The sequence below is a fragment of the Caulobacter sp. Root343 genome (assembly GCF_001425745.1).
Lineage (GTDB): Bacteria > Pseudomonadota > Alphaproteobacteria > Caulobacterales > Caulobacteraceae > Caulobacter.
The window spans coordinates 354,505-372,578 of record NZ_LMDF01000006.1 but is presented as its reverse complement, the minus strand read 5'-3'; the positions used below and the strand labels follow the sequence as shown (position 1 = coordinate 372,578).

12 protein-coding genes are annotated in these 18,074 nt (G+C 67.4%); 5 read left to right on the top strand and 7 right to left on the bottom strand.

Annotated features, from left to right (window positions below):
- Positions 1-27 precede the first annotated feature (27 nt).
- From ASC70_RS09400 to ASC70_RS09385, 4 genes are all read left to right on the top strand, one after another.
- Positions 28-2,535 (top strand): TonB-dependent receptor, encoded by a 2,508-nt coding sequence (locus tag ASC70_RS09400; protein ID WP_047410651.1) that lies wholly within the window; start codon positions 28-30, stop codon positions 2,533-2,535.
- Between the two features lie 161 nt (positions 2,536-2,696).
- A complete protein-coding gene (locus ASC70_RS09395; RefSeq protein ID WP_082539627.1) occupies positions 2,697-4,553 on the top strand; it encodes a glycoside hydrolase family 2 protein in 1,857 nt (618 codons plus the stop codon).
- A 133-nt stretch (positions 4,554-4,686) separates the two neighbouring features.
- A complete protein-coding gene (locus ASC70_RS09390) occupies positions 4,687-6,972 on the top strand; it encodes a glycoside hydrolase family 3 N-terminal domain-containing protein (RefSeq protein ID WP_056049290.1) in 2,286 nt (761 codons plus the stop codon).
- Positions 6,969-8,243, top strand: a complete 1,275-nt coding sequence (locus tag ASC70_RS09385) for an MFS transporter (protein ID WP_056049288.1) — start codon at positions 6,969-6,971, stop codon at positions 8,241-8,243. The genes ASC70_RS09390 and ASC70_RS09385 overlap by 4 nt, the downstream gene beginning before the upstream one ends.
- A 224-nt stretch (positions 8,244-8,467) precedes the next feature.
- On the opposite strand, the gene ASC70_RS09380 is transcribed toward ASC70_RS09385, so the two are convergent.
- From ASC70_RS09380 to manD, 7 genes are all read right to left on the bottom strand, one after another.
- Positions 8,468-9,355: a TauD/TfdA family dioxygenase gene (locus tag ASC70_RS09380; RefSeq protein WP_056049285.1), complete on the bottom strand. Its 888-nt coding sequence runs from the start codon at positions 9,353-9,355 to the stop codon at positions 8,468-8,470.
- Between the two features lie 69 nt (positions 9,356-9,424).
- On the bottom strand, positions 9,425-11,062 hold the full coding sequence (locus tag ASC70_RS09375; RefSeq protein ID WP_056049282.1) for a glycoside hydrolase family 43 protein: 1,638 nt from the start codon (positions 11,060-11,062) through the stop codon (positions 9,425-9,427).
- A complete protein-coding gene (locus ASC70_RS09370) occupies positions 11,059-12,294 on the bottom strand; it encodes an MFS transporter (RefSeq protein WP_156396194.1) in 1,236 nt (411 codons plus the stop codon). Before ASC70_RS09370 ends, ASC70_RS09375 begins: the two co-directional genes overlap by 4 nt.
- Before the next feature lie 168 nt (positions 12,295-12,462).
- Positions 12,463-12,957: a low affinity iron permease family protein gene (locus ASC70_RS09365; protein WP_056049275.1), complete on the bottom strand. Its 495-nt coding sequence runs from the start codon at positions 12,955-12,957 to the stop codon at positions 12,463-12,465.
- A 31-nt stretch (positions 12,958-12,988) separates the two neighbouring features.
- Entirely contained in the window at positions 12,989-13,204 is a 216-nt protein-coding gene (locus ASC70_RS09360; protein WP_200939209.1) for a hypothetical protein, read from the bottom strand.
- A gap of 469 nt (positions 13,205-13,673) precedes the next feature.
- Positions 13,674-15,575 carry a hypothetical protein gene (locus ASC70_RS09355; protein ID WP_056049273.1) on the bottom strand — a complete coding sequence of 634 codons (1,902 nt, stop codon included), beginning with the start codon at positions 15,573-15,575 and terminating at the stop codon, positions 13,674-13,676.
- A 97-nt stretch (positions 15,576-15,672) separates the two neighbouring features.
- Positions 15,673-16,884, bottom strand: a complete 1,212-nt coding sequence (manD, locus tag ASC70_RS09350; protein WP_056049266.1) for a D-mannonate dehydratase ManD — start codon at positions 16,882-16,884, stop codon at positions 15,673-15,675.
- A 168-nt stretch (positions 16,885-17,052) separates the two neighbouring features.
- Here manD and ASC70_RS09345 point away from each other — a divergent pair, with 168 nt between their 5' ends.
- Positions 17,053-17,814 (top strand): FadR/GntR family transcriptional regulator, encoded by a 762-nt coding sequence (locus ASC70_RS09345; RefSeq protein ID WP_056049263.1) that lies wholly within the window; start codon positions 17,053-17,055, stop codon positions 17,812-17,814.
- The last annotated feature ends 260 nt before the right edge of the window (positions 17,815-18,074 follow it).

The following is an 18,074-nucleotide window of genomic DNA, read 5'->3' as shown; positions in this document are numbered from 1 at the left end:
ATAATAAAAGAAAACAGGGAGATATTTATGAGAAACGTCCATCTTCTGGGGGTGTCCGCGCTGGCGCTCGCCCTCGCCTCGCCCGCCCTCGCCCAGGTAAACCCCGCGCCGGCTGACAACACCGCTATCGAAGAGATCGTCGTCACCGCCACCAAGCGGGAACAGACCCTGCAGGACGTGCCGATCTCGGTGGCCGTCACCGGCCAGCAGACGATCGAGCGCGCTCAGGTCCGCGACCTGATCGACCTGCAGTCGGTCGTGCCGTCGCTGAAGGTTTCGCAGTTCAACGCCACCGGCCAGACCAACTTCGTGATCCGCGGCTTCGGCAACGGCAACGGCAACGACGGCATCGAAAGCTCCGTCGGCGTGTTCATCGACGGCGTCTATCGCAGCCGCTCGGCCGCGGCCCTGGACGACCTTCCCGAAGTCGAGCGCATCGAAGTGCTGCGCGGCCCGCAATCGACCCTGTTCGGCAAGAACGTGTCGGCCGGCGCGATCAGCATCGTCACCAAGCGGCCCCAGTTCGAGGCTGGCGGCAAGATCGAAGCTACCGTCGGCAACTACAATACGCGCCAGATCAAGGGCACCTTCACCGGCCCGCTCAGCGACACCCTGGCCGTCCGCCTCTCGGGCAGCCTGAACAAGCGCGACGGCTTCTTCACCAACCTGACCACCGGCAACGACGTCAACGATCGCGACCGCTGGTCGGTGCGCGGCGACGTGCTGTGGGAGCCGACCGACAAGACCTCGGTGCGGATCATCGCCGACTACAACAAGATCTCCGAGACCTGCTGCGCGGTCGCCTCGATCTTCAACGGCCCGGCCACCCTGGCGATCGGCGGGGTGCTGAAGAAGCCGATCGGCGACCCGACCAAGATCTTCGAACGCAACGTGATCTTCAACACCGACCCGTCCAACGACCTGTCAGGCAAGGGCGTCTCGGGCCAGGTCGACCACGACCTGGGCTTCGCCAAGCTGACCTCGATCACCGCCTACCGGAACCAGAAGAACGCCTCGTTCCAGGACGTGGACTTCACCGGCGCCGACATCGCCAACAACTCGACCGCCAACAACATCAAGACCTTCACCCAGGAACTGCGCCTGGCGTCCAGCGGCGATGGCCCGCTGAACTGGCTGATCGGCGGCTTCTACCAGCATGAAAAGCTCGATACCGGCCGGACCATCAAGTACGGCACGGACATCCGCGCCTTCGCCGAGACCCTGTCGGGCCCGGTGCCGGCCGCGCTGCTGGGGGCCTTGCCCGCGGCGTTGCGCCCGGCCCTGACCGGCAAGTCGAACGTGTACGCCCTGGAGTTCCTCCAGAGCCTGGCCACGCCGACGCTGGTCAAGCCCGGCTCGACCTACTTCCAGGCCGGCCAGGGCATCGACGACTATTACAGCATGAAGCAGACGTCGTACTCGCTGTTCGGCCAAGCCGACTACAAGGTCACCGACAAGCTGACCCTGAGCGGCGGCTTGGCCTATCTGAACGACGACAAGAAGGCCCGCTCGAACGTCGTCCTGACCGACCCGTTCTCGTCGCTGAACCTGGCGGCGGTGCCGCAGTTCCCGGCCCTGGGTCTGCCCGGCAACCTCTATCAGGCGCTGGGCGGCCTGCAGTTCTTCTACGGCAACGCCCCGACCCACGGCCCGGTCAACTTCCCCAACGCCACCGAGTCCGGCCAGTTGAAGGCCAACAAGGTCACCTACGCCGTGCGCGCCGCCTACGACTTTGGCGCGATCAACGCCTATGTCAGCTACTCCACGGGCTGGAAGGCCGGGGCGTTCAACCTGTCGTCCGACAGCCGTCCGCCGAACGCGGCGGGGGTTGGCCGCACCGCCAATCCGGAAGACGTCAACGTCTATGAAGCGGGCCTGAAGGCCAGCTTCCCGGGCGGCTACGCCAACGTCGCGGTGTTCAAGCAGTCGATCAAGGGCTTCCAGTCGAACGCCTTCACCGGCATCGGCTACAGCCTGGTCAACGCCGGCGAGGAGTCGGTGAAGGGCTTCGAGGTCGACAGCGCCTGGCGTCCGGTCGGCTGGCTGAACCTGGCCGCCGCGGTGACCTATCTGGATCCGAAGTACGACAGCTTCACCGGCGCGGCCTGCGTGAACTACGACACCACCCGTTGCCCGGTGAACCCGGCCACCGGCCTGCGTCCGAACTTCCGCGACCTGACCGGCGACACCCCGGCGGGGATCCCGAAGTGGTCGTTCTCGACCTCGGCGACGATCAACCACGACTTCGGCGGCGACTACCAGGGCTTCGCCCGGGTGGAATACGACTATGTCAGCAAGACCCAGCTGACCGAGACCGTGGCGCCGAACCTGTCGAGCTACGATCAGAACGTGGTCAACGCCAGCCTCGGCGTCACCAACCGGCCCCACCAGATCGAGGTGATGCTGTGGGCCCGCAACCTGACCAAGGACGACAGCCTGATCTCGGCCTTCCCGACCGTGGCTCAGGACGGCAGCTACAGCGGCTATCCGAACGCGCCGCGCACCTACGGCGTGACGGTCCGCAAGAGCTTCTAAGGCTCTAGACAAGAACCCACCTAGGGCGGCCCGGTCACACCGATCGGGCCGCTTTTTCTTTGCGCCTCGCAGCCAAGTGGTATGACCAATTTGGTTGCGCCCTGGCTGGTCCTCGTGCTTCAACCTCTGCGCACAAGGCCGAAGAGCTGGTGGAGGACGCGATGGGAACGGGATTGAAGGCGCTGTTGGGCGCGATCGGCGCCTTGGCCCTGCTGGCGCCGGCGGCGCAGGCCTCCTCGCCAACCCTGACCCGGGCCGACACCCGCGACGGTCAGGACCTTTCGGGCGCGTGGCATTATTCCGTCGATCCCTATCGCGACGGCCTGGCCGGCTTCCACCGCGGCGCGCCGGGCGCGGGCCATCGGCGCTATGACGACGTCGACGTCGACGCCCTGACGAAGGCCAAGCCGACCGCCCTCTACGAATACGACATGGACCGCAGCCCCACGGCCACCTTGCCCGGCGGCTGGATCGGCCATGACCCGAGCCTGCGCTACTACAACGGGCTGATGTGGTACGAGCGCCGCTTCGACGCCCCCGCCCTGAAGCCCGGCCAGCGCGCCTTCCTGCGCTTCGAGGCGGTCAACTACACCGCCAAGGTCTATCTGAACGGCAAGGCCGTGGGTGAGCACGAGGGCGGCTTCACGCCGTTCTCGATGGAGGTCACCGACGTCCTTCGGGCCAGCAACAACCAGATCACGTTCGGCGTCGACTCCACGCCCCAGACCGACGGCGTGCCGCCGCCGGTCACCGACTGGGAGAACTATGGCGGGATCACCCGGCCGATGCGCCTGGTCATCACCCCGGGCACCTTCATCGACGAGGCCTGGGTGCGCCTCGGCAAGGACGGCAAGATCGCCGCGACCGTGAAGCTGGACGGCGCGCAAGCCGCCAACCAGGAGGTCCACGTCCGTGTCGGCGAGCTGGGACTCGACGTCACCGGCAAGACCGATGCGCAAGGCGTGCTGAACGCCTCGGCCGCCGCGCCCAAGGGGCTGGTCCGCTGGTCGCCGGAAAAGCCGAAGCTCTATGACATCGCCGTCCAGGCCGGCGAGGACCGCCTGACCGACCGCGTCGGCTTCCGCACCATCGAGACCAAGGGCAGCGAGATCCTGCTGAACGGCAAGCCGATCTTCCTGCGCGGCATCTCGATCCACGAGGAGGAGTTCGGCGAGAACCCCGCCCGCACCATCACCGAGGCCGGGGCTCGCGCCCTGCTCAGCGAGGTCAAGGAAGGCCTGCACGGCAACTTCGTGCGCCTGGCCCACTATCCGCACAGCGAGGTCACCACCCGCGTCGCCGACGAGATGGGCCTGCTGGTCTGGAGCGAGATCCCGGTCTACTGGCTGGTCGACTTCGCCAATCCGCGCACGATGAAGCTGGCGCGCGACATGCTGGCCGACAACATCCGCCGCGACCGCAACCGCGCCTCGATCATCATGTGGAGCGTGGCCAACGAGACGCCGATCACCGACGCCCGCAACACCTTCCTCTATCAGCTGGTCGACGACGTCCGGGCGCTGGACGACAGCCGCCTGGTCACCGCCGCCCTGCTGACCGACCGCAAGACGGTGGACGGCCGCCCCTTGATGGGCCTGAACGATCCGCTGGCCGACAAGCTGGATGTGCTGTCGGCCAACACCTACAACGGCTGGTACAGCGACGACGCCCTCGACGCCCTGCCCGACATCGCCTGGAAGGTTACCGACAAGCCGATGGTGCTCTCCGAGTTCGGGGCCGACGCCCTGGCCGGCTTCAGCGATCCTGTGCTGATGCGCAAGTTCTCCGAGGATTTTCAGAAGACGTACTACGAGAAGACCCTGGCCATGGCCCGCAAGATCCCGACCTTGCGCGGCATGTCGCCCTGGATCCTCAAGGACTTCCGCAGTCCTCGCCGCCAGCACCCGATCTATCAGCAGGGCTGGAACCGCAAGGGCCTGGTCTCGCCGACCGGCCGCCGCAAGCCGGCGTTCTGGGTGCTGCAGGGCTTCTACAAGGAGAAGGAAGCGGGGAAGTAGGGCGCTCGTTCTCTCGCCTCTTTCTACGACCAAAGTCGTGGGGAGCCGGCGCGGCTTTCGGATAGCGCTCCCATCGGGGGGGCGTTATCCCAACGCTTGGCGCTCGCCCAAGAGATCACACGACGGGGATGGCATGACGACGCGGCGGAACGTGATGGCGGGCGGCTTCGCCCTGGCGACCACCCTGCTGACGCCGCGCCCCGGACGGGCCGCGCCGCCGACGGCGGCCCACGCTCAGCGGATCAAGACCCTGCTGGCCCGCATGACCCTGGACGAGAAGATCGGCCAGATGCACCAGCCGGCCGGCGGCCGGCAGAAGGCGCTGAACTCCAAAATCGACGCCGCCGCCCTCGACCTGGTCCGCCAAGGCGGCGTCGGCTCGTACCTGCACGTGGCCGGGGCCCAGTTCCTGCGCGACCTTCAAAAGGTCGCCGTCGAGGAGTCGCGGCTGAAGATCCCGCTGCTGTTCGCCATCGACGTGATCCATGGCTTCCGCACCCTCTATCCCGTGCCGCTGGCCATGGCCGCGACCTTCGATCCCGAGGCCTATCGCGCCTGCGCCCGCATGGCGGCGGTCGAGACCAGCGTCAGCGGCTTGCACTGGACCTTCGCCCCGATGGTCGACGTCGCCCGCGATCCGCGCTGGGGCCGGGTGGTCGAGGGCGCGGGCGAGGATCCCTATCTGGGCTCGGCCATGGCCGTGGCCCAGACCGAGGGCTTCCAGACGAAAGACCTCGCGGGGCGGGACACGGTGCTGGCCTGCGTCAAGCACTTCGGCGCCTACGGCGCGGTGGCCGGCGGGCGCGACTACGACAGCGCCGACCTCTCCGAGCGGACCCTGAACGAGGTGGTCATGCCCGCCTTCCACGCCGGCAAGACGGCGGGTGCGGGCTCGTTCATGACCGCCTTCAACGACATCGGCGGCGTGCCGACCACCGCCAACGCCGCCCTGGTGCGCGGCCAGCTTCGCGACAAGTGGGGCTTCGACGGCATCGTGGTCAGCGACTGGAACGCCATCGCCGAACTGATCGCCCACGGCGTCGCCGAGACGCCGGCCCAAGCCGCCGCCCTGGCCTTGAAGGCCGGCGTCGACATGGACATGGCCGGCGGCGTCTATGCCGCCCACCTGAAGAGCGCCGTGGCCGAGGATCCATCACTGCTGCCGCTGATCGACCAGGCCGTCGGCCACATCCTGCTGACCAAGGCGCGCCTGGGCCTGTTCGACGATCCCTACCGCTTCGGCGACGTGGCGCGCGAGAAGACCGTGATGGTCAGCGCCCCGCATCGCGCCATCGCCCGCGACGCCGCCCGCAAGGCGGTCGTGCTGCTGAAGAACGATGGCGCTCTGCTGCCGCTGGCCAAGACCGCCAAGGTCGCCGTGGTCGGGGCTCTGGCCGACGATGCCCGCAGCGCCATCGGCTCGTGGAAGGCGCGCGGCGAGGAGACCGACGCGGTCACCCTGCTGGCGGCGCTGAAGACCCGCCTGTCCGGCGTGACCTACGTTCCCGGCGCGGCGCCGCGCAGCGATGACCTCTCCGGCGTCGCCGCCGCCGTCGAAGCGGCCAAGGCGGCCGACGTGACCCTGCTGGTGGTCGGCGAGGACTTCGACCACAGCGCCGAGTCCCGCAGCCGCGCGGACCTTTCCCTGCCCGGCGGCCAGAAGGCCTTGGCCGACGCCGTGCTGGCCACCGGCAAGCCCGTGGTGCTGGTGGTGATGGGCGGCCGGCCGCTGGCCATTCCCGACCTGCTGGCCAAGGCCCCCGCCTCGCTGATGACCTGGCTGCTGGGCGTCGAGAGCGGCCCTGCACTAGCCGACATCCTGCTGGGCGAGGCCTCGCCCGCCGGCCGCCTGCCGATGGGCCTGCCGCGCGACGCCGGCGGCCTGCCCGAAACCTATGCCCATTACCCGACCGGCCGCCCGGCCAACCCGGACCTGGCCCAGGACACCGCCCGCTACCACGACCTGGACATCGGGCCGGTCTATCCGTTCGGCCACGGCCTCTCCTACGCCAGCTTCGCCTATTCGGACCTGACCCTGGACAAGGCCACGATCGGCCCGAATGACACCGTGTCGGTCACCGTCGCCGTCACCAACACCGGCAAGGTCGCCGCCGACGAGGTGGTGCAGCTCTACATGCGCGACCCGCTCGCCGCCGTGGCCCGTCCCGTGAAGGAGCTGCGCGGCTTCCGGCGCCTGGCGCTGAAGCCCGGCGAGACCCGCCGCGTGACCTTCAAGCTCGCCGCCCGCCAGTGCGCTTTCTGGGAAGCCGGGCGCTGGCGGATCCAGAAGGGCAAGATCGAGCTGATGGTCGGCGCCTCGTCGGATGACATCCGCGCCCGCGCCGCCTTCGCCATTTCCGTCGACGGCTGGAGCGACACGCCCGCCGCCGCCCTCCTGACCCCGGTGACCGTCGCATGAGCCTCGAAGCCTCCACCGTCCGCCGGGTGACGACGCGGCTGATGCCGCTGTTCTGCCTGATGTATCTGATCGCCTATATCGACCGGCAGAACGTCTCGTACGCCAAGCTGGACATGGTCCAGGCCCTGGGCCTCAGCGAGGCCGCCTACGGCCTGGGCGCCAGCCTGTTCTTCATCGGCTACTTCCTGTTCGAAGCCCCGTCGAACCTGATCCTGGCCAAGGTCGGGGCGCGGGTCTGGTTCGCGCGGATCATGTTCACCTGGGGTCTGGTCACCCTGGCGCTGGGCTTCACCCAGAACGCCACGATGTTCTACGTCCTGCGCTTCCTGCTGGGCGTGACCGAGGCGGGGTTCTTTCCCGGCGTGCTGTACGTCCTGACCCTGTGGTTCCCGCAAGGTCATCGGGCGCGGATGGTCGGCCTGTTCATGGTCGCCTCGGCCCTGGCCAACGCCGTCGGCGCGATGGTCGGCGGAGCCCTGCTGGACTTGCACGGCGTTGGAGGCCTGGCGGGCTGGCAATGGGTGTTCCTGGCCACAGGCCTGCCGGCCGTGCTGATGACGCCCTACGTCCTGTGGAAACTGCCGAACGGGCCCGACAAGGCGCCATGGCTGGAGCCCGACCAGAAGGCTTGGCTCGCCGAAACCCTGGCCGCCGAGCACGGCGGCGCGGAGATCAACCACGCCGGCGCCTGGAAGGCGATCCTGGACCCGCGCGTGCTGATGCTGGCGGGCCTCTATATCGGCATGCCCCTGGGCGCGTATGGCCTGAGCTACTGGCTGCCGACCATCGTCAAGGCGTTCGGCGTGTCGAACACCCTGAACGGCCTGATCAACATCATTCCCTGGGTGCTGGTCGGCGCCGCCTTGTGGTTCGTGCCGCGGCACGCGGCTCGTCGCGGCTTCACCGTCTGGCACGTGGCGGGTCCGCCGCTGATCGCGGCCGTGGCCCTGGTCCTCAGCGTCGTCGTGCCCGGGACCTGGGCCAAGTTCGCCCTGCTGTGCGTCGCCGCCCCCGCCATCTTCGCCGGCCAGCCGGGCTTCTGGAGCCTGCCGCCGACCTTCCTCTCGGGAGCCCGCGCCGCGGCCGGCATCGCGGCGATCAACGCCGTCGGCAATCTGGGTGGTTTCATCGCCCAGAACGTCGTGCCGATGATCCGCGACGCCACCGGCAGCAACCTGGCGCCGATGCTGTTCCTGGCCGCCTGCCTGACCCTCACGGGAGGCCTGGTCTTCGTCGCGTTCGGCGTGCTGAAACCAACCCGGACGGGATGATCCCCCCATGGCCGAGCAAGGTGCCTAAAGCTTAGCCATACGACTTGTGCGCGTGTTTGTCGCACAGGTCGGGGATATGAATCGTTGTCATTGGCCCCGACTTATTGGAATTATAGGGAACTCGGCGCACCCCACCGCGCCGACGCCTTTTTTTGTACAGCCGGTTGGTGCGGTCCTTTCGGGGGGCGGGGCCAGCCGGCTTTTTTATTGCGCCATCCGACGCTTCAGAACGGCTTTTCGCCCTTGATCGTCACGCGCTCGACGATCCGCTCCTGGGGCCAATAGTCCAGGGTGGCGTAGTGCTGGGTCGCGCGATTGTCCCAGAAGACGATGGCGTTCGGCGTCCAGCGGAAGCGGACCTGGTATTCGGGCGTCTTCACCCGGTCCAACAGGTCATGCAGCAGCGTCTTGGCCTCGTCCTCGGGCAAGCCCAGGATCCGGGTGGTGAAGACCTTGTTGACGAACAGGTGCTTCTCGCCGGTCTCCGGATGGATCCGCACCACCGGATGGACCATGACCGGATAGGCCGCCCGCAGCTCCTGGCGCTTGGCCTCGTCGACCCGGTAGCCATAGCTCTGGATGATGTCGTGCTCGGCCGTCAGATTGGCGATCCGGTCCTTCAGCGCTTGCGGCAGGTCGCGATAGATGGCGGCGGTGTCGGCGAACAGGGTGTCGCCGCCCATCGGCGGCAGATGGCGAGCCCGCAGCACCCCGCCCATCGACGGCGCCTCGCGGAAGGTGACGTCGGTGTGCCACTTGTTGGCGGCGCGGACGAGCGGCACGATCTCCTCGCGCAGCTTCATGCCGTCGGCCGCCTCGATGTGCAAGATCTCGGGAAAGCCCGGCACGTGGGCGGTCACGGGGTGCCCCTCCAAGTCGCCGAAATAGCGGCCGAAGCGGACGTGGTCCTCGTGGCTGATGTCCTGGTCGCGGAAGAACACCACCTTGTGGCGCAACAAGGCCGCGCGGATCGCCGCGACGATCTCGGGCTTGAGCTCTTCCCGCAGGTCGAGCCCCGAGATCTCGGCCCCCAGCACCGTGCCGGCGGGCGTGACGGTCAGGCCGGCATAGTCGACGGCCTGGTCTTGGGAAATGGTGACAGGGGCGTTCATGGCGTTCTCCCTGGGCCGTCTGAGGCGGCGCCTGGAGGGAACACTAAGGGTGAACGCCGTTCACTCAATTCACAATTTCTGACGCCGGTATTCCCGCTCCTCGTACTCGAACCAGTCGAAGTCGGCCGGGGCGCCGTGTCCCGAGGCGTCCTGGCAGGCCATGCCGACGAAGGCGCCGGTGAAGTTGGGCGCGCCCGGTGCGGTGGCCTCGTCGGACAGGATGCTGGCGTCGAACACCTCCGGCAGCCAGGCCCAGGCCCCCTGCCCTTGCCGGAAGCCGAAGCGCAAGCGCTCGAAGTCGACCTCGACCCGCAGCTCGACCGGGCCGGCGGCGAGCGGGACCGGGGCGGTGAAGCTGTCGGCCTGCGGGCTGTCCGGCGTGCAGGTCATGACCCGCAGGTGCTTGCCGACCTCTTCGTCGTGGGTGACGTGCAGATAGTGCAGCTTGGAGCCGTTGTAGTAGCAGATCAGCCCTGCTGCTTGCTGGAAGTGGGCCGGCTCGAAATCCAGCACCGTGGCGGCCGAATAGCAGTGGGCTTGCTGGCGGCGGGCGACCAGGGCCTGGTTGAACACGCTGCCCAGGCTCTCGCGGCCATAGAGGCGTAGCGATCCTGGCTTGGCGGTCAGGCTGAAGATCTGCTCCGGGAACGGCGTCCGCAGCCATTGGAAGTCGATCGGCAGCTCGGGATCGTCGAAGTCCGCGCGCACCGGGCTGTCGGGCCAAGGCTGCTCGGGCAGGTCGGGCGCGGGCGTCTCCAGGGTCGGGTCGCCGGAACCGTCCAGGGTGCGCGGCCAGCCGTCGTCACCCCAGGCCAGCTTCTGGATCGCCGTCTCGCGCCCCAGGGTGCAGCGGCCGCGATTGGGAATGGGTCGGCCGACCAGATAGACCGCATAGGTCTCGCCGTCGGCGGTCTCGACCAGATCGGCGTGACCGGCCCGCTGCAGCGGCGCGTCGGGCCGGTCGCGAGAGGTCAGCAGATAGGTGTCGGGGTGCAGCTCATAGGGACCGTCGATCGTCCGCGAGCGGGCCATGGTCGCCGTATGACCCCAGCCGGTGCCGCCCTCGGCGGTGATCAGATAGTACCAGCCGTCGCGCTTGTAGAGGTGCGGCGCCTCGGTCAGGCCGATCGGCGTGCCTTCGAAGATCACCTTGCGCTCGCCGACCAGCCGCGCCTCGGCCACCGAATATTCCTGCAGCACGATGCCGGCGAAGCGGTTCTTGCCCGGCCGGTGGTCCCACAGCTGGTTGACCAGCCACTTCCTGCCGTCGTCGTCGTGGAACAGCGACGGGTCGAAGCCGGAGCTGTTCAGATGGACGGGGTCCGACCACTCGCCGTCGATCGTCTCGGCCGTGACCAGATAGTTGTGGAAGTCGCGCAGGGAGGCCCCCGACGCGCCGCCGACCGTGGTGCGGCCATAGCGCTTCACGTCGGTGAAGATCAGCCAGAACTTGCCGTCGGCGTGGGTCAGGCATGGGGCCCACACCCCGCAGCCGTCGGGATCGCCCAGCATGTTCAGCTGGCTGGCGCGGCGCAGCGGCCGGCTCAGCAGGCGCCAGTTCTTCAGGTCGCGCGAGTGGTGGATCTGGACGCCCGGAAACCACTCGAAGGTCGAGACGGCGATGTAATAGTCCTGCCCCACCCGCACGATCGACGGATCGGGATTGAAGCCACGCAGGATCGGATTGCGGATCAAGGGAACGCTCACGGATTGGGGATCTGGCTGACCGGCTCGGCCCGGGTTACGACCCGGTCCTTGACCAGGGTCCAGAGAAGAATGGCGCCGGCGATGTCGAGCACGCCCAGGGCGACGAAGAACGGATCATAGCCGATCGTCGTCACCAGGCCGCCGATCAGCAGCGAGAAGATCAGCACGCCCAGATTGCCCATCATGCCCGCCAAGCCCGCCACGGTGGCGACCTCGTCGCGGCGGAACAGGTCCGAGGCCATGGTGATGACGGTGACCGACAGGGTCTGGTGGGCGAAGCCGCCCAGGCACAGCAAGGCGATGGCGGCGTAGGGGCTCTCGACCCGGCCCACGAAGATCATGCCCGTCATCATCGCCGCGCCCAAGGTGAAGGCCCAGCGCCGGGCGTTGATCAACGACACGCCGCGCGCCTGCAGGAAGTGCGCGACGCTCGGCCCGAACAGGCAGCCCAGGTCCGCGGCCACGAACGGCAGCCAGGCGAACATGGCGATGTGCTTCAGGTCGAAGCCACGGGTCTGCGACAGGTACAGCGGCACCCAGAACGACAGCGTCCCCCAGGTCGGATCCGCCAGGAAGCGCGGCAGCGCGATGCCCCAGAACTGGCCTTGCTTGAGGATCGAAACGATCGACGGCCGGGCTCCGGCGTCGGTCAGGTGCGCCTCCTGGCCCGCGGCGATGCGCGCGCGCTCGTCGTCGGTCATCGCCGGATGCTGGTCCGGCGAGCGGTAGAGGGCCAGCCACAGCGCCACCCAAGCCAGGCCGAGGATCCCGGTCAGCACGAAGGCCGCCCGCCAATTCCAGGTCAGCGCGGCCCACACCACCAGCGGCGGCGCCAGGACCGAGCCGAACGAGGCCCCGATGTTGAAGATCCCGCCGGCGAAGCCGCGCTCCTTGGCCGGGAACCAGGTGGCCACGGCCTTCATGCCGGCCGGCTGGGCCGAGCCCTCGGCCAGGCCCAGGAAGCCCCGCAGAACGGCGAAGCCCTGCCAGTTGCTGGCCAGGCCGTGGGCCATGGCGATCACCGACCACGCGGCCGCGAACACCGCGAAGCCGGTGCGCAGGCCCAGGGTGTCCAGCACATAGCCGCAGACCGGCTGCAGCATGATGCCGATCTGGAAGGCGCTGGTGATCCAGGAATACTCCCGCACCGTGATGCCGAGATCCTTCAGGATCGTCGGGGCGGCGATGCCCATGGTCGAGCGGGTCAGGTAGTTGACGATCGCGCCCAGCATGACCAGGCCGATGATCCACCAGCGCAGGGCGCGCAGTTTGGGCAAGGCGGTTCTCCCCGTCGCGCCGCGCGCTCGTCATGACGCGCTGGATCGACTCGGTGTTACCGCTATCCTCGATGATATCTGACGTCCATCCTACCAAGGTCTGATGTCATCGGCCTGCTTGGTCTAGGAACCGGCCTTCAGCGCCTTGGCGCGGCTGGCCGCCTTGGCTCTGGCCGACGGCTCTTTCTTGGCGCCCGACTTGGCGGGTTTGCGCTTGGCGGCCCGGGCGTCCTTCTCGGCCGCCAGCCGCTGGTAGTTGCGCATGTGGCGATCCGCGCGCTCCTTGCAGTGGGCGTGCATCGCTTCGAGCTCTTTGTCGGTCAGCTTTTCGATGCCGATGAACTCGTTCTCGGCGTCGGTGGTGGCGCGGATCAGTTCATCCAGCTTGGTCTGCAGCGCGACGCCGTCACGGTTCTGGGTGTTCTGGATCAGGAAGACCATCAGGAAGGTGATGATCGTGGTGCCGGTATTGATCACCAACTGCCAGGTCTCGGAGAACTTGAAGATCGGTCCCGAGGCGGCCCACAGCAGCACCATCGCGACGCAGATCAGAAAGGCCGGCGGGCTGCCCGTGGCTCTGGCGGTGACGTTGGCGAACTTGGCGAACAGCTTGTCCACGGGCGATCTCCTTCAGGAGGCCCGGTAACGCTTAAAACGTCGCTACGGCTCCCTGTTGAGCCTGGCTTTCGTGCGCTGACCTAGCGTTCGGACGCTCGACCTCGCCGACGAAACGATCCTTGCCTTCGGTCGCCGAGGGCTCCCAGACGAAGACGCCGACACAGTCGTGCGCCGTTGCGATCTCACCGGCCAATTCCAACGCGTCGCGGTCGTCCTGAGCGGCTTCCGCGATGAAGGTCAGGGACACGCCGTCCGCGCGTCTCGGATAGAAAAGATAGGTAGGCATATACGAGCTCCAGCCTTTCGAGCGGGAGCAAAGCCGAGGCTTCGTCTCTCAGTCATCGGCGCTCGAGAAAGACCGTGCCGATGATGGCTAAATGCTATCACCCCATTTCGGGGATTACGAGCGCCAAAGCGGTAAATCGAAAGAATTGTTCGTCGTAAATCCGACATTGCACCCAACAGTGCTAATTCAACTCCCTTAAATACATGGTTATCATGACGACTCCATTTGGAATGGTACCGGTATTAAAAGCATATGACACTTTCTGGCTGAAATGACGCTTTCTTCCGACACTGAAACGCTGGAAGCCCCGCGCGAGCCATAGGCCCGCGACGCCAGACCGCCGGCTTTGGCGAGAGGGCGAAAGCGCCATGGAATCGGGCCGCCGCGGCAAGGCCATGCGGTCGCACGCCGGCTAAGGCCGGTGGCGGGCCTATTTGTAGGCGATCGTCCAGCTCACGGTGATCGGCCGGCCCTCGACGGCCCCGCCCGTACAGCTGGTCAGGGCGGTCATCGCCCCGGTCGGCGCGCGGTAGGCCTTGTCGTCGGCCAGCGGCCGGGTCGAGCAGCTCAGCCCCTCGACCGTGAAGCCGGTCACGTCGCCCGTCCCGAAGGTCGTCGCGCCGCCCTTGGTCACGGCCTTGCCCGAGAAGCTGGCGAAGGCCAGGTCGACGGCCTTCACCGGAACCGCGCCCTTGGGCGTGAAGACGTCGGTGCGGTGGATCCGGCCGGGCTCCAGCACATAGGTCGTCTTGACGCTGAAGCGGTCGTCGGCGACCGGCGCCCGCTGACCCAGGCGGTCCAGCTGGTCCTGGTCGTAGGTCACGATCGTGCGCGCGCCCCGCTCGTCGATCTTCACGTGGGCCGCATAGGCCAGCGGCGCCAGCTGGGCGCCGTCGGCCAGGGTGATGCGCGGCAGCAGCTGCGGGAACTCCGCGTCGGCCACGCCCTGCAGCATCCCCGGCGAGAACGGGATCGGATAGTAGGGCGTGTGCATGTGCTGGGTTTCGCCGCCGTTGATGATCGGCAGGCCGATGACGCGGCCGCCCTTCCCGCCGGTGGAGTCGCGCAACGTGATCACCAGCCGATCGTTCTTGCCGCGCGCGAACCAGGTCACCGAGCGTTTGGGCAGGGTGTTCAGCCAGGCCGCGTAGCCGGGATCGGGCGCCTTGTCCTTGAAGCCCAGCTCGTCCCAGATGGCGCTGGTGTAGATGTACTGCCGGCCCAGGCTGAGGTTCTCGCCCAGGATCCGATGCTTGCCGCGATAGTTGTCGGTGCGGCGGCCGTGCTCCCACATGTTCACCGAGCCCATCTTGGGATCGAACCAGAAATCCATGTAGCGGGCCGCGACCCGCGAGCTGAACGCGTAGGCCATGGTCTTTTCCTTGGGCGTCAGCACGTCCAGCTTGGCCGCGGCGGTCAGCACCTCCAGGAAGGCCGTCTCGCCATAGGTCCCGATGCTGCGGCCATACTCGAAGCCTTCTCCGCGCAGGTTCAGGCGCGGCAGCATCAGGTCGACCGAGCGGCGCAGCCAGGCGCGGACCTCCGGCGTGGCGGGCATGCCGGCCTCGATCAGGCGATGGCTGATCTCGCCGATCAGCAGCACGCTGTAGCGGTCGAAGCGCCCCTCCCCGTCGGTCTCGTCGGCGAAGCCGTACTCGCCCGAATACTTGCGATAGTGCTCCAGGGTGCGGCCCAGCAGCGCCTCGCTGGCCGAGGCGTCCTCCCAGCCTAGCCGATAGCGCAGACGCGCCACGCTGAAGGCGACGCCATAATAGTTGTTGGGCAGGTTGATCAGGGTCAGGTCGTCGGTGCGCACGAAACGGCGCCAGTCCAGCTTGGCCTTCAGCTTGGCCTGGGTCTCCGGCGAGACCGCCTGGTCCAGCAGCCCGGCCTCCTTCAGCATCCACAGGGCCTGGCAGTAGTAGTAGATGCCCCAGGTGTCGTTGGGGTCGTCGACGGTCAGGTCGGCGATCTGGCGGTAGGCGGCCAGGTACTTGGCGAACTTCGGATCGGTGCGCGGCGTGTCGACCACGAGGTAGGCCAGGCCGATGGCGATCTTGCCCGGCAGGAACTTGTCGTCGGCCTCGAACACCTTGACCCCGTCCAGGGTCATGTCGCGCTTCTCGGCCAGCAGCTTGTCCAGCAGCACCGCCATCTGCGGCAGCAGGCGGGTCTCGATCGTGCGGTTCATCGGCGCCACGGCGCCGGCGTAGATGGGGCCGCGCGGCCCCTGGTCGGCGCCGGAAACCCGGGACGTCGAGGCCGCCAGGGCGGGCGTGGCCGCGACCATCAGGGCCGCCGTCGTGAGGAGGAGAGAGGTCTGGAGGCGCATCGCTTACTCGCAACGGAGAAGCCGCGCGACGAAGATCGGCGGCAAGTTGGCATGACCAATCTTGCCGCCGCCCGTCAGATGTCAAGCCAATTTGGCTTTACCAATTGAACATGGTGCCGTCTTGCAGACGATTCACTGGTAGGTAGGCGCGTTTATAGGTGTATTTTTCGGCCAGAGTTTCATCGATGTCGACGCCCAGGCCCGGCTGGTCGCCGGGGTGCAGCATGCCGTCGGCGAACGTGTAGGCGTGCGGGAACACCGCGTCGGTTTCCGGCGTGTGGCGCATATATTCCTGCAGGCCGAAGTTCGGGATCGCCATGCCCAGGTGCAGGGCCGCGGCCATGGTCACCGGCGACAGGTCGGTGGCGCCGTGGCAGCCGGTCTTGACGTGGTGCAGGTCGGCGAAGGCGGCGATCTTCTTCAGGTTGGTGATCCCGCCCGCGTGCAGCACGGTGGCGCGCAGATAGTCGATCAGCTGCTCCTCGATCAGGGTCTTGCAGTCCCAGATGTTGGAGAAGATCTCGCCGACGGCCAGCGGGGTGGTGGTGTGCTGGCGGATCAGGCGGAAGCCGGCCTGGTTCTCGGCCGGGACCGAGTCCTCCATCCAGAACAGGCGATAGGGCTCCAGGTCCTTGCCCAGGCGCGCCGCCTCGATCGGCGTCAGGCGATGGTGGACGTCGTGCAGCAGGTGCACGTCCCAGCCGAGCACCTCGCGCGCCTTGGCGAACAGCTTGGGCGCGTGGTTCAGATAGGCGGAGGTGGACCAGACGTTCTCGGTCGGCAGATTGCCGTCGGCCGGCTCGTAGAACATCTTGTCGCCCGAGACGCCGTAGGTGCTGGCCAGGCCCGGCACGCCGGTCTGCAGGCGGATGGCCTTGTAGCCCAGCGCCTTGTACTTCACGGCCTCGGCGATGGTGTCCTCGATCGTCTCGCCGTTGGCGTGACCATAGACCGTGACCCCGACCCGGCTGGCGCCGCCCAGCAGCTGGTACAGCGGCAGGCCGGCGACCTTGGCCTTGATGTCCCACAGCGCCATGTCGACGGCGGCCAGGGCGCTCATGCCGACGGGACCGCCGCGCCAGTACGAGCCGCGATAGAAGAACTGCCAGGTGTCCTCGATCTGGTGCGCGTCGCGCCCGATCAGGCAGGGAATCATATGATCTTTCAGATAACTGACCACCGCCAGTTCGCGGCCGTTCAGCGTGGCGTCGCCGACGCCGGTGACCCCGTCCTCGGTCGTGATCTTGAGGGTCACGAAATTGCGGCCGGGGCAGGTGACGATGACCTTGGCGTCGATGATCTTCAGCATGGACCTAATGAACTACCTGAGCGGAAAGTGGCCTGACCACTTTTATAGACATATCTGGCAAGAAGCTAGTGGTCTTGCCACTTTGCGTGAAAGCGTGCGGTGTAGCGTCACCCGGGCCCATACAATAGGCTGCGACAAGGCCGGCGCGGTCGGATGGATAGTAAGCAGATGACCACTTCCACGACGGAAACCCGCAAGCTCTACCAGCAGGTTGCCAACTCGATCGCCGATGCGATTCGCGACGGCGTGCATAAGCCCGGCCAAAGACTGCCCTCCGAGCGCGACCTCGCCGAGGACTACAAGGTCAGCCGCCCCACCGTGCGCGAAGCGATGATCGCTCTGGAAATCCGCGGCCTGGTCGAGGCGCGTCACGGCTCCGGCGTCTACGTCACCGAAGCGCCGCGCCCGGAGGCTCCGGCTCCCGACCTGGACATCGGCGCCTTCGAGCTGACCGAGGCCCGCCGCCTGATCGAGGGCGAGGTCGCCGCCCTGGCGGCCGCCACCATCACCGACGAGGAACTGGCCGAACTGGCCGCGATCATGGACGACATGGTCACCGAGAACGACAACAACGTGAAGGGCGAGCGGGCCGACCGCCGCTTCCACGTCACCATCGCCCGCGCCAGCCGCAACAGCGCCCTGGTCACGGTCGTCGAGAACCTCTGGGACTTGCGCTACAAGTCGCCCCTGTGCCGGGCCATGCTGGAACGGGCCCGCCAGGTCGGGGTCCGCCCGCTGATCGACGATCACCAGGAAGTGCTGATGGCCCTCCGCGAACGCGATCCCACCAACGCCCGCAACGCCATGCGCGAACATCTGGGCCGGGTCATCGACAACCTGCTGACCGCCACCGAGATCGACGCCCTGGAACGGGCTCGCAACGAGGTGGCCGCGCGACGGACCGAGCTGGCGAGGCGATCGGCGATCTAGGCTGATTGGCGAGCGGAGAGGGTTCATCGCGTCGCACGCTCTCGGGGTCACGGCTTCGCCGCCTCACGCGGCTCGCCGCTGAAGTTTGGTGGGGAGGCGACGGAGCGGCCGGGCGAACCCGGAGACCGTGAGGGTTTGTATATTTCGGCTCGCTTACCGCTCCGCCAGGCTGTTCTCTGCCGTGAGGACGGCGGGCGTGAGCGTTGTCTGCTCGGGCCTCCGCTACCCCCGGACGGGCGTGGACCAACTGGATCGGCTAT

Coding starts and splice junctions, on each gene's coding strand:
- ASC70_RS09370 (WP_156396194.1), bottom strand. CDS start 12,294: ATGCTGGGCGCGATCGTCAACTACCTGACCCGCTCGACCATGGGCATC.
- ASC70_RS09380 (WP_056049285.1), bottom strand. CDS start 9,355: ATGAACGCCCCTGTCACCATTTCCCAAGACCAGGCCGTCGACTATGCC.
- ASC70_RS09395 (WP_082539627.1), top strand. CDS start 2,697: ATGGGAACGGGATTGAAGGCGCTGTTGGGCGCGATCGGCGCCTTGGCC.
- ASC70_RS09390 (WP_056049290.1), top strand. CDS start 4,687: ATGACGACGCGGCGGAACGTGATGGCGGGCGGCTTCGCCCTGGCGACC.
- ASC70_RS09355 (WP_056049273.1), bottom strand. CDS start 15,575: ATGCGCCTCCAGACCTCTCTCCTCCTCACGACGGCGGCCCTGATGGTC.
- manD (WP_056049266.1), bottom strand. CDS start 16,884: ATGCTGAAGATCATCGACGCCAAGGTCATCGTCACCTGCCCCGGCCGC.
- ASC70_RS09400 (WP_047410651.1), top strand. CDS start 28: ATGAGAAACGTCCATCTTCTGGGGGTGTCCGCGCTGGCGCTCGCCCTC.
- ASC70_RS09345 (WP_056049263.1), top strand. CDS start 17,053: ATGACCACTTCCACGACGGAAACCCGCAAGCTCTACCAGCAGGTTGCC.
- ASC70_RS09385 (WP_056049288.1), top strand. CDS start 6,969: ATGAGCCTCGAAGCCTCCACCGTCCGCCGGGTGACGACGCGGCTGATG.